This window comes from Streptomyces sp. NPDC059852, from assembly GCF_042731455.1.
GTDB lineage: Bacteria > Actinomycetota > Actinomycetes > Streptomycetales > Streptomycetaceae > Streptomyces.
The window spans coordinates 1-18,831 of the sequence record NZ_JBHWJK010000034.1; the positions used below are offsets into that span (position 1 = coordinate 1).

The 18,831-nt window shown below is 71.6% G+C and carries 14 protein-coding genes and 1 pseudogene; 7 read left to right on the plus strand and 8 right to left on the minus strand.

What is annotated here, in order from left to right:
- A pseudogene (locus ACFV46_RS30345) lies at positions 1–188 on the plus strand (glucose-6-phosphate isomerase); the annotation flags it as partial.
- Positions 189–304: 116 nt separating this feature from the next.
- Here the strand turns inward: ACFV46_RS30345 and ACFV46_RS30350 are convergent.
- The 3 genes from ACFV46_RS30350 to ACFV46_RS30360 are packed head-to-tail and all read right to left on the minus strand — an operon-like array spanning position 305 to position 3,902.
- On the minus strand, positions 305–2,587 hold the full coding sequence (locus ACFV46_RS30350) for an ABC transporter permease (protein ID WP_376727962.1): 2,283 nt from the start codon (positions 2,585–2,587) through the stop codon (positions 305–307).
- A 50-nt stretch (positions 2,588–2,637) separates the two neighbouring features.
- Positions 2,638–3,390: an ABC transporter ATP-binding protein gene (locus ACFV46_RS30355; protein WP_151783457.1), complete on the minus strand. Its 753-nt coding sequence runs from the start codon at positions 3,388–3,390 to the stop codon at positions 2,638–2,640.
- Complete coding sequence (locus tag ACFV46_RS30360) at positions 3,387–3,902, minus strand: PadR family transcriptional regulator (RefSeq protein WP_361936922.1); 516 nt, start codon at positions 3,900–3,902, stop codon at positions 3,387–3,389. Before ACFV46_RS30360 ends, ACFV46_RS30355 begins: the two co-directional genes overlap by 4 nt.
- Positions 3,903–4,026: 124 nt before the next feature.
- Between ACFV46_RS30360 and ACFV46_RS30365 the strand changes: the two genes are divergently transcribed.
- The 5 genes from ACFV46_RS30365 (at position 4,027) to ACFV46_RS30385 (ending at position 10,719) form a co-directional block, all read left to right on the plus strand.
- Positions 4,027–5,295 carry an ABC transporter substrate-binding protein gene (locus ACFV46_RS30365; protein ID WP_361936920.1) on the plus strand — a complete coding sequence of 423 codons (1,269 nt, stop codon included), beginning with the start codon at positions 4,027–4,029 and terminating at the stop codon, positions 5,293–5,295.
- Between the two features lie 157 nt (positions 5,296–5,452).
- Positions 5,453–7,096: a glycoside hydrolase family 13 protein gene (locus ACFV46_RS30370; protein WP_385500577.1), complete on the plus strand. Its 1,644-nt coding sequence runs from the start codon at positions 5,453–5,455 to the stop codon at positions 7,094–7,096.
- A gap of 81 nt (positions 7,097–7,177) precedes the next feature.
- Positions 7,178–8,509, plus strand: coding sequence for an ABC transporter substrate-binding protein (locus ACFV46_RS30375; RefSeq protein WP_385500578.1), 1,332 nt, complete (start codon positions 7,178–7,180; stop codon positions 8,507–8,509).
- A gap of 6 nt (positions 8,510–8,515) precedes the next feature.
- Positions 8,516–9,883 (plus strand): carbohydrate ABC transporter permease, encoded by a 1,368-nt coding sequence (locus tag ACFV46_RS30380; RefSeq protein ID WP_385500581.1) that lies wholly within the window; start codon positions 8,516–8,518, stop codon positions 9,881–9,883.
- Positions 9,880–10,719 carry a carbohydrate ABC transporter permease gene (locus tag ACFV46_RS30385; RefSeq protein ID WP_361931312.1) on the plus strand — a complete coding sequence of 280 codons (840 nt, stop codon included), beginning with the start codon at positions 9,880–9,882 and terminating at the stop codon, positions 10,717–10,719. The genes ACFV46_RS30380 and ACFV46_RS30385 overlap by 4 nt, the downstream gene beginning before the upstream one ends.
- 69 nt (positions 10,720–10,788) lie before the next feature.
- On the opposite strand, the gene pgl is transcribed toward ACFV46_RS30385, so the two are convergent.
- Genes pgl through tkt form a run of 5 tightly spaced genes read right to left on the minus strand, consistent with a single transcriptional unit; the run spans position 10,789 to position 17,431 of the window.
- Positions 10,789–11,577, minus strand: a complete 789-nt coding sequence (pgl, locus tag ACFV46_RS30390; protein WP_376727958.1) for a 6-phosphogluconolactonase — start codon at positions 11,575–11,577, stop codon at positions 10,789–10,791.
- Positions 11,574–12,650, minus strand: coding sequence for a glucose-6-phosphate dehydrogenase assembly protein OpcA (gene opcA / locus ACFV46_RS30395; RefSeq protein ID WP_361931307.1), 1,077 nt, complete (start codon positions 12,648–12,650; stop codon positions 11,574–11,576). Before opcA ends, pgl begins: the two co-directional genes overlap by 4 nt.
- The gene (gene zwf / locus ACFV46_RS30400) at positions 12,647–14,185 is read right to left on the minus strand and encodes a glucose-6-phosphate dehydrogenase (RefSeq protein WP_361931305.1); all 1,539 of its coding nucleotides are present in this window, start codon (positions 14,183–14,185) and stop codon (positions 12,647–12,649) included. The genes opcA and zwf overlap by 4 nt, the downstream gene beginning before the upstream one ends.
- A 5-nt stretch (positions 14,186–14,190) precedes the next feature.
- Positions 14,191–15,309, minus strand: coding sequence for a transaldolase (tal, locus tag ACFV46_RS30405; RefSeq protein ID WP_361931302.1), 1,119 nt, complete (start codon positions 15,307–15,309; stop codon positions 14,191–14,193).
- 34 nt (positions 15,310–15,343) lie between these two features.
- Positions 15,344–17,431 (minus strand): transketolase, encoded by a 2,088-nt coding sequence (gene tkt, locus ACFV46_RS30410; RefSeq protein WP_361931299.1) that lies wholly within the window; start codon positions 17,429–17,431, stop codon positions 15,344–15,346.
- Between the two features lie 362 nt (positions 17,432–17,793).
- Between tkt and ACFV46_RS30415 the strand changes: the two genes are divergently transcribed.
- Positions 17,794–18,762, plus strand: coding sequence for a heme o synthase (locus tag ACFV46_RS30415; protein ID WP_385500582.1), 969 nt, complete (start codon positions 17,794–17,796; stop codon positions 18,760–18,762).
- Positions 18,763–18,831: the final 69 nt, after the last annotated feature.

An 18,831-nucleotide genomic window follows, 5' to 3' on the forward strand; every position in this document is an offset into this window, starting at 1 on the left:
AGCACAAGGTGTTCGTGCAGGGCGCCGTGTGGAACATCGACTCCTTCGACCAGTGGGGCGTCGAGCTCGGCAAGGTCCTCGCCAAGCGTGTCGAGCCCGCGCTGACCGAGGGCGCCGACGTGCCGGGACTCGACCCGTCGACGAAGGCCCTCGTCAGCCGGTACCGGGAGCTGCGCGGCCGGGCGTGACGACGGGCGCGGGAGGCGGGCGGCGCGTGGCTGTCCGTCCGCCTCCCACCCGCCCGCCGTCCGCCTCCCGCCTGCCGTCCGCTCCCGTCCGCCGTCCTCCGCGGGCGGCGGACGGGTCAGGCCACCGCGCTCAGCGTGTCCGCGAGGCGGCGGCGGGCCGCCCGGGACGCCGGGAGCGCGGCCAGGGCCGCCGCCCCCGTCACCGCCGCCACGCCGAGCAGCAGCAGAAGCGGGGCCGACGGTCCGGCGGCGATGCCGGAGCCGATCCCGCTCGACGCTCCCTGCGCGTCGATGAGCCAGCGCGCGAGCGGCACCCCGAGCCCGGTGGCGACGACCGCCGCGACCAGGGCGGTGCACGCCGTCGACACGACGGTGATCGCCGTGATCTGCCGCGGCGAGAGACCGATCGCCTTGAGGGCCAGCAGATCCCGCTCGCCCTCGCGCACCGTTCCACCGATCGCCGTCAGCAGCTCGATCAGCCCGATGAGGGCCAGGACGACGATCAGACCCACGATCACGCCGCGCAGCGGCGAGAGCCCGTCGGCCGGGTTGGGCACCGCGTGCACGTCCAGGTGCCCTTGCCCGGCGGCCGTCAGCCGGTCGGCGACCGTGCCGGGGTCGGCGCCGGGACGCAGCCGCAGCTCGTAGAGGGTGGGACCGAGCCCGGGGTCGTTCTCGCGGAGTGTGTCGAGGGAGGTGGAGATGACCCGCCCGGCGTTCTCCGGCTCGATGCTGCGGCCCACGATGTGCAGGATCTGCGGCTGGTCGCCCACGGTGATCCGGACCCAGTCGCCGACCCGCGCGTCCAGCAGCGCCAGCAACCCCTGGCCGGCCACGGCCTCGTCGCGGCCCGTCGCGGCCCTTCCCTCGGCCAGGGAGTACGGGTAGGGGTCCTGCCGGGTGCCGAGCCCGCGCAGCGCGATCGTGGCCGTCTGCCCCGGGACCAGCGCCGCCACCTCGACGCCCGGATAGGCGGCCGCCACCTGCGGGTCGCCCTCCAGCAGGGTCCGGGCGGACCGGCCGGTCAGCCCGGCGTCGGCGTGGACGGTGAGCGAGGTCGGCAGGCCGACCTGCTCGGGCCGGCCGTCGAAGCGCTCGATGGTGGTCCAGGCGCTCATCGCCACCACGATCAGCAGCAGCGGCAGCGCCAGCCGCGCGACCGTGGCCGGGGACCGCAGGCGCCTGCTGAACGCCCGGTGCCAGCCCAGCACCAGCGCCGGCGGCAACCGCAGGCCCAGCGCGCTGCGGGCCGTACCCGACAGCCGCCCACCGGGCGCGGACGCCCGCCGCGGCACCGGCACCGGAGGTACCCGTCCCGCCCGCCACGCGGCCAGCCCGGTGGTCGCGCCGATGAAGAGCACCACCGCCGCCGGCACCACGAGCAGCGCCACCGTGTGCCCGGGCAGCCCGTGCCACACCCCGACCGCGTCCCCGAGCCGCCCCGGTATCCGGCTGCCCAGGCCCTGCACGACGGCCGCGGCGGCCAGCGCGCCCAGCAGCGCGTACGCGAGGTGCTGGAGCAGGAAGACCCGCACGACCTGGCCCGGTGTGAACCCGATCGCCTTCAGCACCGATATGTCCCGCAGATGCCCGCGGATCCGGGTGCCGATCGCACCGTGCACGGCCAGTCCCGCCGCCACCAGGGCGCCCAGCCCGAACAGCCCCAGCACCTGCCCGAGCAGCCGGTTGTCGCCCTGCGCCTCGGCCCGGGCCTGCTTCCAGGTGGAGACCTCGCTGACCGCGCCGGCGCCCAGCACGGTCACGGCGCGCTGGACGGCGTAGTCGGTGTCCTCGGGGTCGTCCAGGCGCAGCGCCACCACCTGGCCTCTCGGATCGCGCACGGCGGACGGCTGCGCCCAGACCAGTCCCGGCTGCTCACCGGGCCGGTAGCGCTTCTCCGCGCTGTCCGCCACGCCGAGGACCGTCACCGTGCGGTCCGTGCCGGGCAGGGCGAGGGTGTCGCCGGGCGCGGCGAGCAGGGCGCGGGCGAGGCGGCTCTCCAGGACCACCCCGTCCGGGTTCGAGGGGTCCAGCCAGTGGCCGGACGTCAGCAGGGGGCGGCCCACGGAGGGCTCCTCGGGGGTGCCGCGCAGTTCGACGGCGGCACGGGCGCCCCGGGAGGCGAGGGTGGCGGAGGCGGTGGGGTAGGGGCCGGTGACGGACTCGACCCCGTCGAGCTCGGTCAGCCTGCCGGTGTCGGCGGACGGCGCGGTGTGCAGCCACACGTGCGCGCCGTGCGCCTGGGTGAAGACGCGCTGCCACGGGTTGGTGGCGTAGCCGAACAGGGCGGTGGCCAGCAGCAGCGAGACGACGATCCCGGCCGTGGCCAGCACCAGGAACAGGGCCTCGCCGCGGTGCGTGCGCAGATCGGAGTGCGCCCAGCGCAGGGTGGCTCGCATGGCCTCAGCCCCTCGGCCCGGACGCGGGGCGGCGGTCGTACTCCGGCATGTCAGTCCCTGAGCTCCAGCACACCGGAGGCGCCGGCCCGGCGGGGCGGGGCGCCGCCGTCGAGCGCCGCGTCGTCGGCTATCCGGCCGTCGAAGAAGCTGATCACACGGTCGGCGGCGCTCGCGAGCCGGGCGTCGTGGGTGACCAGGACGATGGTCTGGCCGCGCTGGTGGAACCGGGTCAGCAGCCGCATCACCTCACGGGTGCCCTTGCTGTCCAGGCTGCCCGCCGGCTCGTCGGCCAGCAGCAGCGGCGGACGGTTCACCAGGGCCCGGGCGAGCGCGACGCGCTGCTGCTCACCGCCGGACAGCTCGCCCGGCATGCTGCGCTCCTTGCCCTCCAGACCCAGCTCGGCCAGCAGGTCCGCGCGCTCGGCGCGGGCCCGCTTCGGCGGCACGCCGGCCAGCAGGGCGGGCAGCTCCACGTTGTCGGCGACGGACAGGTCGGAGACCAGGTTGAAGAACTGGAACACGATGCCGATGCGCTTGCGGCGCTCGACCGCCCAGCGGGCCTCGCGCCAGCCGTCCGCGCACTCGCCGTCCAGCCAGATGCTGCCGCTGTCCGGGCGCTGCAGACCGCCGAGCAGATGCAGCAGGGTCGACTTGCCGGCGCCCGACGGGCCGGTGACGGCGACGAACTCGCCGCGCCGGACACGCAGGTCCACGCCCCGCACGGCATGGGCCGGGGCGCCTTCGCCGTGATGCGTCTTGACCAGGCCCTCGGCGCGCAGCACAGGAGTGGGGTCGTCGCTCACTCCAGCTCCTCCAGCTCCTCCTGGCACCGTTCCAGCCAGTCGAGGTCCGCCTGGAGGTGCAGCATCGCACCCTCGATGAGCAGATGCGCGACGCGGTTGTCCCGGTTCTCGGCGGCGGCCAGCTTCGACAGGTGACGCATGGTGTTCAGGTACTGGCGCCGCTGTCGGTTGATGAGGGCGATCTGGTCGGCGAGGCCGGTCTGCGGGGCGAGGGCCAGTTTCATGAAGAACTCGTCCCGCACCCGAGGCTCGTCCTCGGTCTCCTCGAACCAGGCGTGCAGCGCCTCGCGCCCGGCGTCGGTGAGGTGGTAGACCTTCTTGTTGGGCCGGCCCGACTGCGCGACGTCCTCGCCCTCTATGAGTCCCGACTTCTCGAGACGGCCGAGGGTGACGTAGATCTGGCCGACGTTCGGCTGAGGGTACGCGGAGCCCAGCAGTAGCTCAAGGTCCTGCTTCAGCTCGTATCCGTGCGCCGGGCCGCGCGCCAGCAGGGCCAGGAGGGGCAGCCGCACTCGTGACTCTCCTCCCGTCCCAAGCCAATGTGCCGCAGGCCCTAGTATCGCGCATACCTAACGGGTATACATGGCCTCTGTCCCGGGCGACGACGCCCGGTGCCAGGTGTACAGGGAGGAACCTATGCGGTGGATCCACGCCGCCGGTAGGGGCCTTCTCGTCCTGGTCGTGATCCTGACCGGGTACGTCGCCTCCGGAGCCCGTGCCGACGACGGTCCCGGAGCGGGCCGCGGGCCGATGACCCTGGCCACCGCGGGCGACCTCACCGGGTATCTCGGCTCCGTCCTGGACGGCTGGAACCGCACGCACCCCGACGAGCGGGTCACCCTCGTCGAACTGCCCGACTCGGCCGACGAGACCCACGCGCAGATGACCACCGACCTGCGCGGCGGCGACCGCAGCCGCTTCGACATCCTCAACATCGACGTCAGCTGGACCTCGGAGTTCGCCGCGCAGGGCTGGATCCGCCCCCTGGAGCGCGACCGCTTCCCGCTCGACACCTTCCTGAAGCCGGTCGTGGGCACGGCGACCTACGACGGACGGCTGTACGCGGTCCCGTACGTCACCAACGCCGGCCTGCTGCTGTACCGCAAGGACATCCTCGCCAAGGAGGGCGTCGACCCGCCGCGCACCTGGGGCGAACTGGAACGGGCGGCGCGGACGATCGCGCCGAAGTACGGACTCGACGGGTACGCGGGCCAGTTCCTGCCGTACGAGGGGCTCACCGTCAACGCCGCCGAGGCGGTCTACTCGGCGGGCGGCTCCATCCTCGGGGACGAGGGCGAACGCGTCACCGTCGACTCCGAGGCCGCCCGCGACGGCATCGACTTCCTCGCCCGCGGGGTGCGCGAGGGCTGGATCCCGAAACAGGCGCTCACGTACAAGGAGGAGGAGTCCAAGCAGGCCTTCCAGGACGGGCGCCTGCTGTTCCTCCGCAACTGGCCGTACGCCTACGCCGTCGCGTCGGCCGAGGGCTCACCGGTCGCCGGGAAGATCGGCGCCGTCCCGCTGCCCGGGCCCGACGGCCCCGGCACGAGCGTGCTGGGCGGCTCCAACCTCGCCGTCAGCACCCACGCCCGGCACCCGGACTCGGCGGCCCGGCTGCTCGCGTATCTGACCAGCGAGCACGTCCAGCGGCAGGTGCTCACGCGCGGCGCCCTGCCGCCCGTGCGGGCCGACCTGTACGAGGACCCGGAGCTGGTCCGGAGATTCCCGTATCTGCCGACGCTGCGCGAGAGCGTGCGGACGGCCGCACCCCGGCCCAAGAGCCCGCGGTACGGCCAGGTGAGCCTCGTGGTGCAGGCGGTCGTGCGGGACGCGATGGCCGGGCACGACACGTCCGAGGCCGCGGTGCGCCGGCTGGCGCGCGAGCTCGACGCCATCGCGCGCTGAGCCGTCACGGCACCCTCGCCTACTTACTTGTTAGGTAACGGCGGCGTCTCATCCACTCGCATCGCGTCCGGATATGCCCGGATTCGCCGCGCCAACTGTTCGGTAGCTTGTGCCATTTCATTGACACCCCTCGTTAACGGCTACCTAACATGCATGCATGCTGAGTAAGTACCACTGGTGGCGCGACGCGGTGATCTACCAGGTCTACGTCCGCAGCTTCCTCGACAGCACCGGCGACGGTGTCGGCGACCTCGCCGGGGTCCGCGCGGGGCTGCCGTACCTCAAGAAGCTCGGGGTCGACGGGATCTGGCTGAGCCCCTTCTACCCCTCGCCGCAGCACGACCACGGCTACGACGTCGCCGACTACTGCGACGTCGACCCGCTCTTCGGGGACCTCACCGAGTTCGACCTGCTGGTCACGGCGGCCCGCCGGCTCGGCGTCAAGGTGCTGCTCGACATCGTCCCCAACCACTGCTCCAGCGAGCACCGGTGGTTCCAGGAGGCGCTGAGCGCCGGTCCCGGCAGCGCGGCCCGCGCCCGCTTCCACTTCGCCGACGGCCGCGGCCCGGACGGCGCAGAGCCGCCCAACAACTGGCACGCCATGTTCGGCGGCCCGGCGTGGACCCGGGTGACCGAGGCGGACGGACGGCCCGGCCAGTGGTACCTGCACATGTTCACCCCCGAGCAGCCCGACTGGAACTGGCGCAACCCCGAGGTCGGCGCCGAGTTCGACCGGGTCCTGCGCTTCTGGCTCGACCGGGGCGTCGACGGCTTCCGTATCGACGTCGCCGCCGGCCTCTTCAAGCACCCGGAACTCCCCGACTCCGACGACCCGGAGGCCGACGCCCGCACCCGCGACTCGGTCAACCCGCTCGCCTGGAACCAGCCCGAGGTGCACGCGGTGTGGCGCTCCTGGCGCTCCATATGCGAGGAGTACACCGAACGGGACGGCCGCGAACGGCTCCTCGTCGGCGAGGTGTCCGTGCCGACCGCCCGCGAACACGCCCTGTACGTCCGCTCCGACGAACTCCACCAGGCGTTCTTCTTCGACCTGCTCAGCGCCCCCTGGGACGCCGACGCCTTCCGCAAGGTCATCTCCGAGGCCATGCAGGACATCGCCGGCACCGGCTCGACGGTCACCTGGGTGCTCAACAACCACGACCAGGTCCGCACCGTCACCCGCTACGGGGAGCCCGCCCCCGAGGGCAGCGGCCTCGGCGCAGCCCGTGCCCGCGCCGCCGCGCTGCTCATGCTGGCGCTGCCCGGTGCCGCGTACATCTACCAGGGCGAGGAACTGGGCCTGCCCGAGGTCGTGGACCTGCCCGACGACGTCCTCACCGACCCCATCTTCCGCCGCACCGGGAGCCGCGCCCGTATCCGCGACGGCTGCCGGGTGCCGCTGCCCTGGTCCGGACAGGCGTCACCGTTCGGCTTCACCTCCGGTGTGGAGAGCGCCAAGCCCTGGCTGCCCCAGCCCGAGTACTTCGCCGAGTACGCCACCGACCGGGCGCTGGCCGACACCCGCTCCTTCTGGCACCTGTACCGCGACGGTCTGCAACTGCGCTCCGCACTGCCCCAGTTGGGCGAGGGCACACTGCGCTGGCTGGACAGCCCGCCCGGCGTCCTGGCCTTCGCCCGTGGCGACGGCCTGGTCTGCGCCGTCAACTTCGGCACGGCACCGACCTCCGCGCCGGTCTCCGGCACCCCGCTGCTGTCGAGCGGCCCCTGCCCGGCCGGCGTGCTGCCCGGCTCCACGGCCGCCTGGTGGATGAGCGACGGGACCGAGTCCCCCGCTCCCTGAACCCCTGCTCCCTGAACCCCGCACCTGACGAATCTCCGGAACCTCCGGCCGTTCTTCCCATTCCCCGAAGGGACATCGATGATGATGCGACGCCGTACCACCCTGCTCACCGGCTGTACCGCCCTCGTCCTGGCGCTCGGCGCGACCGCCTGCGGCGGCGACCCCGTCTCGGCCGGCGGTGGCGACAAGGCACTCGACGGTCAGACGGTCACCGTGGCCGGTGTCTGGACCGGCACCGAGCAGAAGAACTTCCAGAAGGTGCTGGACGCCTTCACCGAGAAGACCGGCGCCAAGACGACGTTCGTCTCCACCGGCGACAACGTCTCCACCGTCGTCGGCAGCAAGATCGAGGGCGGGAACGCCCCCGACGTCGTGATGGTCCCGCAGGTCGGCGTCCTGAAGCAGTTCGCGCAGAAGGGCTGGCTCAAGCCGCTGTCGGCCACCGCCCGAAAGTCCGTGGACGCCAACTTCGCGCCCGTCTGGAAGAACTACGGCAGCGTCGACGACACCCTCTACGGCCTCTACTTCAAGGCCGCGCACAAGTCGACCGTCTGGTACAGCCCCGACGCCCTCGCCCAGGCCGGCGTCGAGCCGCCCACGTCGTACGACGACCTGCTCAAGGCCGGGCGGACCGTCTCCGACTCCGGGCTCGCGGCCTTCTCCGTCGCCGGCCAGGACGGCTGGACCCTGACCGACTGGTTCGAGAACGTCTACCTCTCCCAGGCCGGCCCCGAGAAGTACGACGCGCTCGCCACGCACCAGCTCAAGTGGACCGACGCCTCGGTGGTGAAGGCGCTGACCACCCTCGGCGAGCTGTTCAAGGACAAGCAGCTGATCGCGGGCGGCCAGAAGGGCGCCCTGAACACCGACTTCCCGGGCTCGGTGGAGAAGGTGTTCGGCCCGAAGCCCGAGGCCGGCATGGTCTACGAGGGCGACTTCGTCGCGGGCGTCGCCAAGGACCAGTTCGGCAGGAAGATCGGCGAGGACGCGAACTTCTTCCCGTTCCCGGCGGTCGGCGCCGGCAAGCCGCCCGTCGTCAGCGGCGGCGACGCGGCCGTCGTCCTGAAGGACGGCAAGAGCCAGAAGGCCGGCATGGCCCTGCTGGAGTACCTGGCCACCCCGGAGGCCGCGGCCGTGTGGGCGGAGGCCGGCGGCTTCCTGTCCCCGAACAAGAACGTCGACCTCGCCTCGTACGGCGACGACGTCACCCGTGAGACCGCCAAGTCGCTGGTCGCCGCCGGTGACTCGGTCCGCTTCGACATGTCCGACCAGGCCCCGGCGGCCTTCGGCGGCACCAAGGGCGCCGGCGAGTGGAAGCTCCTCCAGGACTTCCTGCGCGACCCGTCCGACCCGAAGGGGACCGCGGCCAAGCTGGAGGCCGCGGCCGCCAAGGCGTACGAGGGCCAGGGCTGACCCGTCATGACCGCGACCCTCGTCAACGAGGCGGGGCCCCGGCCGCCCGCCGCGAGCCCCGCCGCGACCCGCGCCCGGCGCTCGCGGCGGCGCGCCCGCGTCATCGCCCTGCTCTTCGTCCTGCCCGCGCTGCTCCTGCTGGGCGCCCTGGTCGTCTACCCGGTGCTGTTCTCCGTCGGCCGCAGCTTCTTCGACGCCTCCGGCACCCGGTTCGTGGGCGGCGACAACTACACCGAGATGTTCCGGGACCCGGCCACCCTCAAGGCCATCCGCAACACCACGATCTGGGTCGTGGTGGCCCCGGCCCTGCTCACCGGTCTCGGCCTCATCCTGGCCGTGCTCGTGGAGAAGGTCCGCTGGGCGACGGCGTTCAAGCTGCTGCTTTTCATGCCGATGGCCGTGTCCTTCCTCGCCGCCGGCATCATCTTCCGGCTCGCCTACGACGAGGACCCGGACAAGGGCGTGCTCAACGCCGCCGCGGTCTCCGTGCACGACATGTTCCAGGACACCTCGGCCTACCCCACGGCCCGCGCCCGCGACGGGCAGGGTCTGACGAAGGCGTCCGACGGCGCCTACCGCACGACCGGCACCGTGTCGCCCGGCCAGAGCGTCACGCTGGGCCTGGTCGGCGTCCTGCCCGCCGACCTGCCCGACGGCGCCCGGCCGGCGTACGAGGCCGCCCGGCGCACGGCCGGCGCCGGTGAGCTGACCGGCGTCGTCTACCTGGACTTCACCCCCGGCGGGGGAGGGAAGCAGGGTGCCGTCGACCGGCGGGAGAGCGGACTGCCCGAGATGAGGGTCGAGGCGGTGCGCGCGGGGGAGACCGCCGCCACCACGACCACGGCGTCCGACGGCTCCTTCCGCTTCGACGACCTGGACGACGGCGCGTACACGGTACGGCTGCCCGCCTCGAACTTCGTCGCCCCCTACGAGGGCATCTCCTGGCTCGGACCCACGCTCGTGACCCCGGCGATCATCGGGGCGTACCTGTGGATCTGGACCGGGTTCGCGATGGTCCTGATCGGCGCGGGCCTGTCCGCCCTGCCCCGGGACTCGCTGGAGGCGGCCCGGATGGACGGCGCCAACGAGTGGCAGATCTTCCGCCGGATCACCGTGCCGCTGCTCGCGCCGGTCCTCACCGTCGTCTTCATCACCCTCGTCATCAACGTGATGAAGGTATTCGACCTCGTCTACATCATCGCGCCCGGACCGGTGCAGGAGGACGCGACCGTGCTCGCGACGCAGATGTGGCTGGTGTCGTTCGGCGGCGGCAACAACCAGGGCCTCGGCAGCGCCCTCGGCGTCCTGCTCCTGCTGCTGGTCATCCCCGCCATGGTCTTCAACGTCCGCCGCTTCAAGAGGAGTCAGCGATGAACGCGGTCAGGCGCGGCCTGGGCAACTCACTGGTGCAGGCCTTCCTCGTGGTCGTGGGCCTGGTCTGGCTGACCCCGCTGGCCGGACTGTTCCTGTCGTCGATGCGGTCCGCCGAGGACACCGCGAAGGGCGGCTGGTGGACGGTCTTCACCAGCCCCGGGCAGCTGTCCTTCGACAACTACTCGGCCCTGCTCGGCAACTCGGGGATCACGCAGGCCTTCTGGAACACGGTCCTGATCTCGGTGCCGACGACCGTCCTGGTGGTGGTGCTCGCCGCCCTCGCCGGGTACGCCTTCGCCTGGCTGGACTTCCCGGGCCGCGAGGCGGTCTTCCTGCTCGTGGTGGCCCTGCTGGTGGTGCCCGTGCAGATCGGCCTGCTCCCGGTCGCCAAACTCTTCGGCCAGCTCGGCCTGTTCGGCACGATCCCGGGCGTCGTCCTGTTCCACGTCGCCTACGGCCTGCCGTTCGCGGTGTTCCTGCTGCGGAACTACTTCGCCGAGATGCCCAAGGAGATGCTGGAGGCCGCCCGTATGGACGGCGGCACCGAGTGGCGGATCTTCACCCGTCTGGTCCTGCCGGTCGGCCGCCCGGCGATCGCCTCCCTGGCCATCTTCCAGTTCCTGTGGGTCTGGAACGACATGCTGGTGGCCCTGCTCTTCGCGGACAGCTCCTCGCAGCCGCTCACCGTGGAACTGCAGTCGCAGATCCGCCAGTTCGGCAGCAACATCGACGTCCTGGCGCCGGGGGCGTTCCTGTCCCTGGTGGTTCCGGTGGTGGTCTTCTTCGCCTTCCAGCGGCACTTCGTGCAGGGCGTGATGGCGGGCTCGGTCAAGTAGCCCGCCCGGGGGACGAGTTCGGGCCCCGCCTCGGACGAGGCGGGGGCCCGAACCGTGTTCACACGCCGGTCAGGGGATGGCCGGCGGATACAGCGACCGCGGCAGCTGGGACGCCGCCGCCGCGTCCAGGAGCCACAGGGTGCGGGAGCGGCCCCGCGCGCCCGCCGCCGGTGCCTGGATCTCGCCCGCGCCCGACAGGGCGATCGCCGCGGCCTCCGCCTTGTCCTCGCCGGCCGCCAGCAGCCACACCTCGCGCGCCGCGCGGATCGCGGGGAGCGTGAGGGTGACACGGGTCGGCGGGGGCTTGGGGGCGCCGTGCACCCCGACGACCGTGCGCTCGGTCTCCCGTACCGCGGGCAGTTCCGGGAACAGCGAGGCGACGTGCGTGTCGGGACCGACACCCAGCATCAGGACGTCGAACGTCGGCACGGACCCGTGGTTCTCGGGACCCGCCGCCCGCGCCAGCTCCTCGGCGTAGGCGGCGGCCGCCGCCTCCACGTCCGAGCCGAACGGGCCGTCCGAGGCGGGCATGGCGTGCACCCGCTTCGGGTCCAGGGGCACCGCGTCCAGCAGGGCCTCGCGGGCCTGCGTGACATTGCGCTCCGGGTCGCCCTCGGGCAGGAACCGCTCGTCGCCCCACCACAGGTCCAGCCGGCCCCAGTCGATGGCGTCCCGGGCCGGGGCCGCCGCCAGCGCGGCCAGCAGGCCGTTGCCGTTGCGGCCACCGGTGAGGACCACGGACGCCGAGCCCCGGGAGGCCTGCGCGTCCACGATCTTCGTGATCAGCCGGGCCGCCGCGGCCTGGGCCATCAGCTCCTTGTCGCGGTGCACGACGAGCTGCGGGGTGTGGGTGCTCACTTGGCCGCCGCCTTCTTCACCGGTTCCCCCGCCGTCGCTTCCTTCGCCGGGGCCTTGGCGGCGTCTTCGACAGGAGTCGCGGCCGCTTCTCCTTTGGCCGGCCCGTCCTGCGCCGCCTTCCCGGTCCCGGTGGGCCGGGTGACCGCGGACGCGTGCAGCTTCTCCACGCCGAAGCGCAGCGCCGACGCGTAGGTGTCGTCCGGGTCGAGCCGGCGCAGCTCCTCCGCGATCAGCTCGGACGTCTCGCGCCGCTTCAGCGCCACCGCCCGGTCCGGCTGCCCCTCGATGGACAGCGTCGCCAGCGAGCCGTCGGCCCGGTCGAGGACGATCGGGCCGCAGTCGGTGTCCAGCCGCACCGCCGTCAGGCCGGGGCCCGACGACAGCGACCGCTGCACGGGGACGTCCAGCCGGTCCGCGAGCCACATCGCCAGCAGCTCACAGCTCGGGTTGAACTCCTCGCCCTCCACCTCGACGGCCTTCACCTGGCAGACCACCTGGTCCAGGGCCGCCGCCAGCATCGAGCGCCACGGCGTGATCCGGGTCCAGGACAGGTCGGTGTCGCCCGGCGTGTACGTCCCGGCGCGCGCCGACAGCTCGCGCACCGGCTGCTCCGAGGCGTACGTGTCGGTCACCCGGCGCTGGGCCAGCGCGCCCAGCGGGTCGTTCGCCGGGTCGATCGGCGCGTTCACCGGCCACCACACCACCACCGGGGCGTCCGGCAGCAGCAGCGGCAGGACGACGGACTGGGCGTGCTCGGACACCTCGCCGTAGAGGCGAAGCACCACCGTCTCGCCGGTCCCGGCGTCGGCGCCCACCCGCACCTCGGCGTCCAGCCGGGACTGCGTGCGGTCCCGGGGCGAACGCGAGACACGCTTGATCACCAGCAGCGTGCGCGAGGGGTGCTCGCGTGAGGCGTCGCCGGCGGCCTTCAGGGCGTCGTAGGCGTTCTCCTCGTCCGTGACGATGACCAGCGTCAGCACCATGCCGACGGCCGGCGTGCCGATGGCCCGCCGGGCCTTCACCAGCGCCTTGTTGATCTTGCTGGCCGTGGTGTCCGTGAGGTCTATCTTCATGGCCGGCGCCAGCTCCGTCCCTCTCGTGCGAGCATTTCGTCCGCCTCGACGGGCCCCCAGGTGCCCGCCGGGTACTGGGCGGGCCTGCCGTGCCGGTCCCAGTACTCCTCGATCGGATCGAGGATCTTCCAGGACAGCTCGACCTCCTCCGTGCGCGGGAAGAGGTTCGAGTCGCCGAGCAGGACGTCGAGGATCAGCCGCTCGTACGCCTCGGGCGAGGACTCGGTGAAGGACTCGCCGTACGCGAAGTCCATCGACACGTCCCGGATCTCCATCGACGTGCCGGGCACCTTGGACCCAAAGCGGACGGTGACGCCCTCGTCGGGCTGGACGCGGATGACGATCGCGTTCTGGCCCAGTTCCTCGGTGGCCGTCGTGTCGAAGGGGGAGTGCGGGGCGCGCTGGAAGACGACCGCGATCTCCGTGACGCGCCGGCCGAGCCGCTTGCCGGTGCGCAGGTAGAAGGGGACGCCCGCCCAGCGGCGGTTGTCGACCGACAGCTTGACCGCGGCGTAGGTGTCCGTCTTCGAGTTCGGGTCGATGCCCTCCTCCTGGAGGTAGCCGACGGCCTTCTCGCCGCCCTGCCAGCCCTCCGCGTACTGCGCGAACACCGTGTCGCGGCCCAGGTCCTTCGGCAGCCGGACGGCGCCGAGCACCTTGGTCTTCTCGGCAGCGAGGGCGTCCGCGTCGAAGGAGGCGGGCTCCTCCATGGCGGTGAGCGCCATCAGCTGCAGCAGGTGGTTCTGGATGACGTCGCGGGCGGCGCCGATGCCGTCGTAGTAGCCGGCCCGGCCGCCGATGCCGATGTCCTCGGCCATGGTGATCTGCACGTGGTCCACGAAGGACCGGTTCCAGATCGGCTCGAACATCGTGTTGGCGAACCGGAGCGCCAGGATGTTCTGGACGGTCTCCTTGCCCAGGTAGTGGTCGATGCGGAAGACCTGGTCCGGGGCGAAGACCTCGTGCACGACCTTGTTGAGCTCCTCGGCGGAGGCCAGGTCGTGCCCGAACGGCTTCTCGATGACCGCGCGGCGCCAGGAGCCGCCCGTCTGGTCGGCGAGCCCGTGCTTCTTGAGCTGCTGGATGACCACCGGGAAGGAGCGCGGCGGCACCGACAGATAGAAGGCGAAGTTGCCGCCCGTGCCCTGGGCCTTGTCCAGCTCCTCGATGGTGGCGCGCAGCCGCTCGAAGGCGTCGTCGTCGTCGAAGGTGCCCTGGACGAAGCGCATGCCCTGGATGAGCTGCTGCCAGACCTCCTCGCGGAAGGGGGTGCGGGCATGGGCCTTGACCGCGTCGTGGACCTCCTGGGCGAAGTCCTCGTTCGCCCACTCGCGGCGGGCGAAGCCGACGAGCGAGAAGCCCGGCGGCAGCAGTCCCCGGTTCGCGAGGTCGTACACAGCGGGCATCAGCTTTTTACGTGACAAATCGCCCGTAACGCCGAAAATCACCAGGCCCGACGGCCCCGCGATACGCGGGAGCCGTCGGTCGGCGGCGTCACGAAGCGGGTTCGCTTCAGTGACGTTGAAGGGTGGCAAAGGGATCAGCCCTCCGAGGGGGCGAGGCGCTCCAGCTCCGCCTCGGTCGACTTGAGCAGGTCGTTCCAGGACGCCTCGAACTTCTCGACGCCCTCGTCCTCCAGCAGCTGCACGACCTCGTCGTACGAGATCCCGAGCCGCTCGACCGCGTCGAGGTCGGCACGGGCCTGCTCGTAGGTGCCGGCGATCGTGTTGCCGGTGATCTCGCCCTTCTCCTCCACCGCGTGCAGGGTGGCCTCGGGCATGGTGTTGACGGTGTTCGGCGCCACCAGGTCGTCGACGTAGAGGGTCGGCTTGTACGCCTTGTCCTTCACCCCGGTCGACGCCCACAGCGGACGCTGCTTGCGGGCGCCCGCCTTCTCCAGCGCGCTCCAGCGGTCGGAGGAGAAGACCTCCTCGTACGCCTGGTAGGCGAGCCGGGCGTTGGCGACGGCGGCCTTGCCGCGCAGGGCCTTGGCCTCGTCGGTGCCGAGCGCGTCGATGCGCTTGTCGATCTCGGAGTCCACCCGGGACACGAAGAACGACGCCACCGAACGGATCTGCGACAGGTCCAGGCCCTTGGCCTTCGCCTTCTCCAGACCCGCGAGGTAGGCGTCCATGACCTCGCGGTAGCGCTCCAGCGAGAAGATCAGCGTGACGTTGACGCTGATGCCGAGCCCGATGACCTCGGTGATCGCCGGGATGCCGGCCCGGGTGGCCGGGATCTTGATGAGCGTGTTCGGACGGTCCACCAGCCAGGCCAGCTGCTTGGCCTCGGCGACGGTCGCGTGCTTGTCGTGCGCGAGCCGCGGGTCGACCTCGATGGAGACCCGGCCGTCCTGGCCGTCCGTGGCGTCGAAGACCGGGCGCAGGATGTCGGCGGCGTCCCGGACGTCCGCCGTGGTGATCATGCGGATCGCCTCTTCGACCGTGACCTTGCGGGCCGCGAGGTCGGCGAGCTGCTGGTCGTAGCCGTGGCCCTCGCTGATGGCCTTCTGGAAGATCGTCGGGTTGGTGGTGACGCCGACGACGTGCTGCTGGTCGATCAGCTCGGCCAGGTTGCCGGACGTGATGCGCTGGCGTGACAGGTCGTCCAGCCAGATCGCGACGCCTTCCTCGGAGAGGCGCTTCAGTGCGTCTGTCATGGAAAATCAAACTCCTACGTTGCGTATGTGAGCGTCAGCGCCGGGCCGCGGCGAGGGATTCCCGCGCGACGGCCGCCACGTTCTCGGCGGTGAAGCCGTACTCCCGGAAGAGGACCTTGGCGTCGGCCGAAGCACCGAAGTGCTCCAGCGACACGATGCGACCCGCGTCCCCGACGTACTTGTGCCAGGTGAGACCGACCCCCGCCTCCACGGCGACGCGCGCCCTGACGGACGGCGGCAGGACGCTGTCCCGGTACCCCTGGTCCTGCTCCTCGAACCACTCCACGGACGGCATGGAGACCACGCGCGTGGGCACCCCGTCGGCCTGGAGCCGCTCGCGCGCCTCGACCGCCACATGCACCTCGGAACCGGTGGCGATCAGGACGACCTCGGGCTTGCCGCCCTCGGCCTCGAACATCACGTAGCCACCGCGCGCGGTGTCCTCGTTGGCCTCGTACGTCGGCACACCCTGCCGGGTCAGCGCCAGGCCGTGCGGGGCGCCCTTGCCGTACTCCTTGGTCCAGCGGCGCAGGATCTCGCGCCAGGCGATCGCCGTCTCGTTGGCGTCGGCCGGGCGGACGACGTTCAGGCCGGGGATGGCGCGCAGCGACGCCAGGTGCTCGACCGGCTGGTGGGTCGGGCCGTCCTCGCCGAGGCCGATGGAGTCGTGCGTCCACACGTACGTCACCGGCAGGTGCATGAGCGCCGACAGCCGCACCGCGTTGCGCATGTAGTCGGAGAACACCAGGAAGGTGCCGCCGTAGACGCGGGTGTTGCCGTGCAGGGTGATGCCGTTCATCTCCGCGGCCATGGAGTGCTCGCGGATGCCGAAGTGGATCGTGCGGCCGTACGGGCCGGCCTCCGGCAGCGGGTTGCCCTCGGGCAGGAACGACGACGTCTTGTCGATCGTCGTGTTGTTCGAGCCGGCGAGGTCGGCCGAGCCGCCCCACAGCTCCGGGATGACCGCGCCGAGCGCCTGCAGCACCTTGCCGGAGGCGGCACGCGTGGCGAGGCCCTTGCCGGGCTCGAAGACCGGGATCTTCTCCTCCCAGCCGGTGGGCAGCGCGCCCTTGGCGATGCGGTCGTACTCGGCGGCGCGCTCGGGGTTGTTGTCCCGCCACTGCTGGAAGGACTTCTCCCACACGGCACGGGCCGCCTGCCCGCGCTCCAGGGCACCCCGGGTGTGCGCGAGGACCTCGTCGGAGACCTCGAAGGTCTTCTCCGGGTCGAAGCCGAGGACCCGCTTGGTGGCCGCGACCTCGTCGTCACCGAGCGCCGAGCCGTGCGCGGCCTCGGTGTTCTGCGCGTTGGGGGCCGGCCAGGCGATGATCGAGCGCATCGCGATGAACGACGGGCGGTCGGTGACCTTCTTGGCCTCCTGGATCGCGTCGTAGATCGCGTGGGGGTCCAGGTCGCCGTCCGGCTTCGGGGCCACGCGCTGCACGTGCCAGCCGTACGCCTCGTAGCGCTTGACCGTGTCCTCGGAGACGGCCGTCTCGGTGTCGCCCTCGATCGAGATGTGGTTGTCGTCCCACAGCAGGACCAGGTTGCCCAGCTTCTGGTGACCGGCCAGCGAGGACGCCTCGGCGGAGATGCCCTCCTGGAGGCAGCCGTCACCGGCGATGCAGTAGATGAAGTGGTCGAACGGGGAGGTGCCCGCGGCGGCCTCCGGGTCGAACAGACCGCGCTCGTAGCGGGCGGCCATGGCCATGCCGACGGCGTTGGCGACACCCTGGCCCAGCGGACCGGTCGTCGTCTCCACACCCGTGGTGTGGCCGTACTCCGGGTGGCCGGGGGTCTTCGAACCCCACGTCCGGAACGCCTTGAGGTCGTCCAGCTCCAGGCCGAAACCGGCCAGGTAGAGCTGGGTGTAGAGGGTCAGGGACGAGTGGCCGGCGGACAGCACGAAGCGGTCCCGCCCGACCCAGTCGGCGTCCGCCGGGTCGTGCCGCATCACCTTCTGGAAGAGGGTGTACGCGGCGGGAGCCAGGCTCATCGCCGTACCAGGATGGCCGTTACCGACCTTCTGTACGGCATCTGCGGCCAGGACGCGGGCGGTGTCCACCGCCCGCTGGTCCAGCTCGGTCCACTCGAGGTCTGTGGTGGTCGGCTTGGTGCTCACCCTGGGTCAGGGCTCCTCTCCACATGTCGGTTGCCGGCGTCACGGGCACGCGCCCACCGGCTGCCGGCGTACTCGGCGTCGGCCGGCCGTTGTCGAGCCTACCCCCGGAAGTACGTGCGTTTTTTCGACTCATCCCAGACTGCCGGGACTCTTCGGGATGTGCCTGCCGACCGCGTCGTTCCGGGGCTCGGCACATGAATACGCACCCTGTCATCCGAGCGCTCAATCGAGCCGGCGCGCGCCCTTCGGACCACACCCCCAACACGACCGGACCCCCGCGATGGTCCGGGTCTGGGCAACGTCTACAGTGGCGTGGTACGCGCGAGCCTTTACCGGGACTTCACACGGTCGGGCTTGCTGGGATGTCTCTGTCAGGGGTGTGCGTGACGGCCGTTGAATCCCGTCCAGCGGGGATTGTCGGGACGAGCCAGAGCCCGAGCCGACGGCCGATCGGGGCCCGGGTCGCGGCTTTCGTGGCGCTGACCAAGCCGCGGATCATCGAGCTGCTGCTCATCACCACCGTTCCGGTGATGTTCCTGGCCGAGCGCGGCGTGCCCGACCTCGGTCTGGTGCTCCTCACCTGTGTGGGCGGTTACCTCAGCGCGGGCGGCGCAAACGCGCTCAACATGTACATCGACCGCGACATCGACGCCCTGATGGACCGCACCTCCCAGCGCCCCCTGGTCACCGGGATGGTCAGCCCGCGCGAGTGCCTCGCCTTCGGCATCACCCTGGCGGTCGTCTCGATGCTGCTGTTCGGCCTCACCGTCAACTGGCTGTCGGCCTGGCTGTCACTCGGAGCGCTGCTCTTCTACGTCGTCGTCTACACGATGCTGCTCAAGCGCCGTACCTCGCAGAACATCGTGTGGGGCGGCATCGCGGGCTGCATGCCGGTGCTGATCGGCTGGTCCGCGGTCACGAACTCGCTGTCCTGGGCCCCGCTGATCCTCTTCATGGTCATCTTCTTCTGGACGCCGCCGCACTACTGGCCGCTGTCCATGAAGGTGAAGGAGGACTACGCGCGCGTGGGCGTGCCGATGCTCCCCGTCATCGCCTCCAACAAGGTCGTCGCCAGGCAGATCGTCCTCTACAGCTGGGTGATGGTCGCGGTCTCGCTGCTGCTGACGCCCCTCGGCTACACGGGCTGGTTCTACACCGCGGTCGCGCTCGCCGCGGGCGGCTGGTGGCTGTGGGAGGCGCACGCGCTGCAGAACCGTGCGAAGGCCGAGGTGACAGGCGCGAAGCTCAAGGAGATGCGCCTGTTCCACTGGTCCATCACCTATGTCTCGCTGCTCTTCGTGGCCGTCGCCGTGGACCCCTTCCTGCGCTGATCGCGCTGAGGTGCAGTTCACGCACCCCTCCCGTCGCCAAGCGATCTACCGGTCGGTAGCATCCTGGCC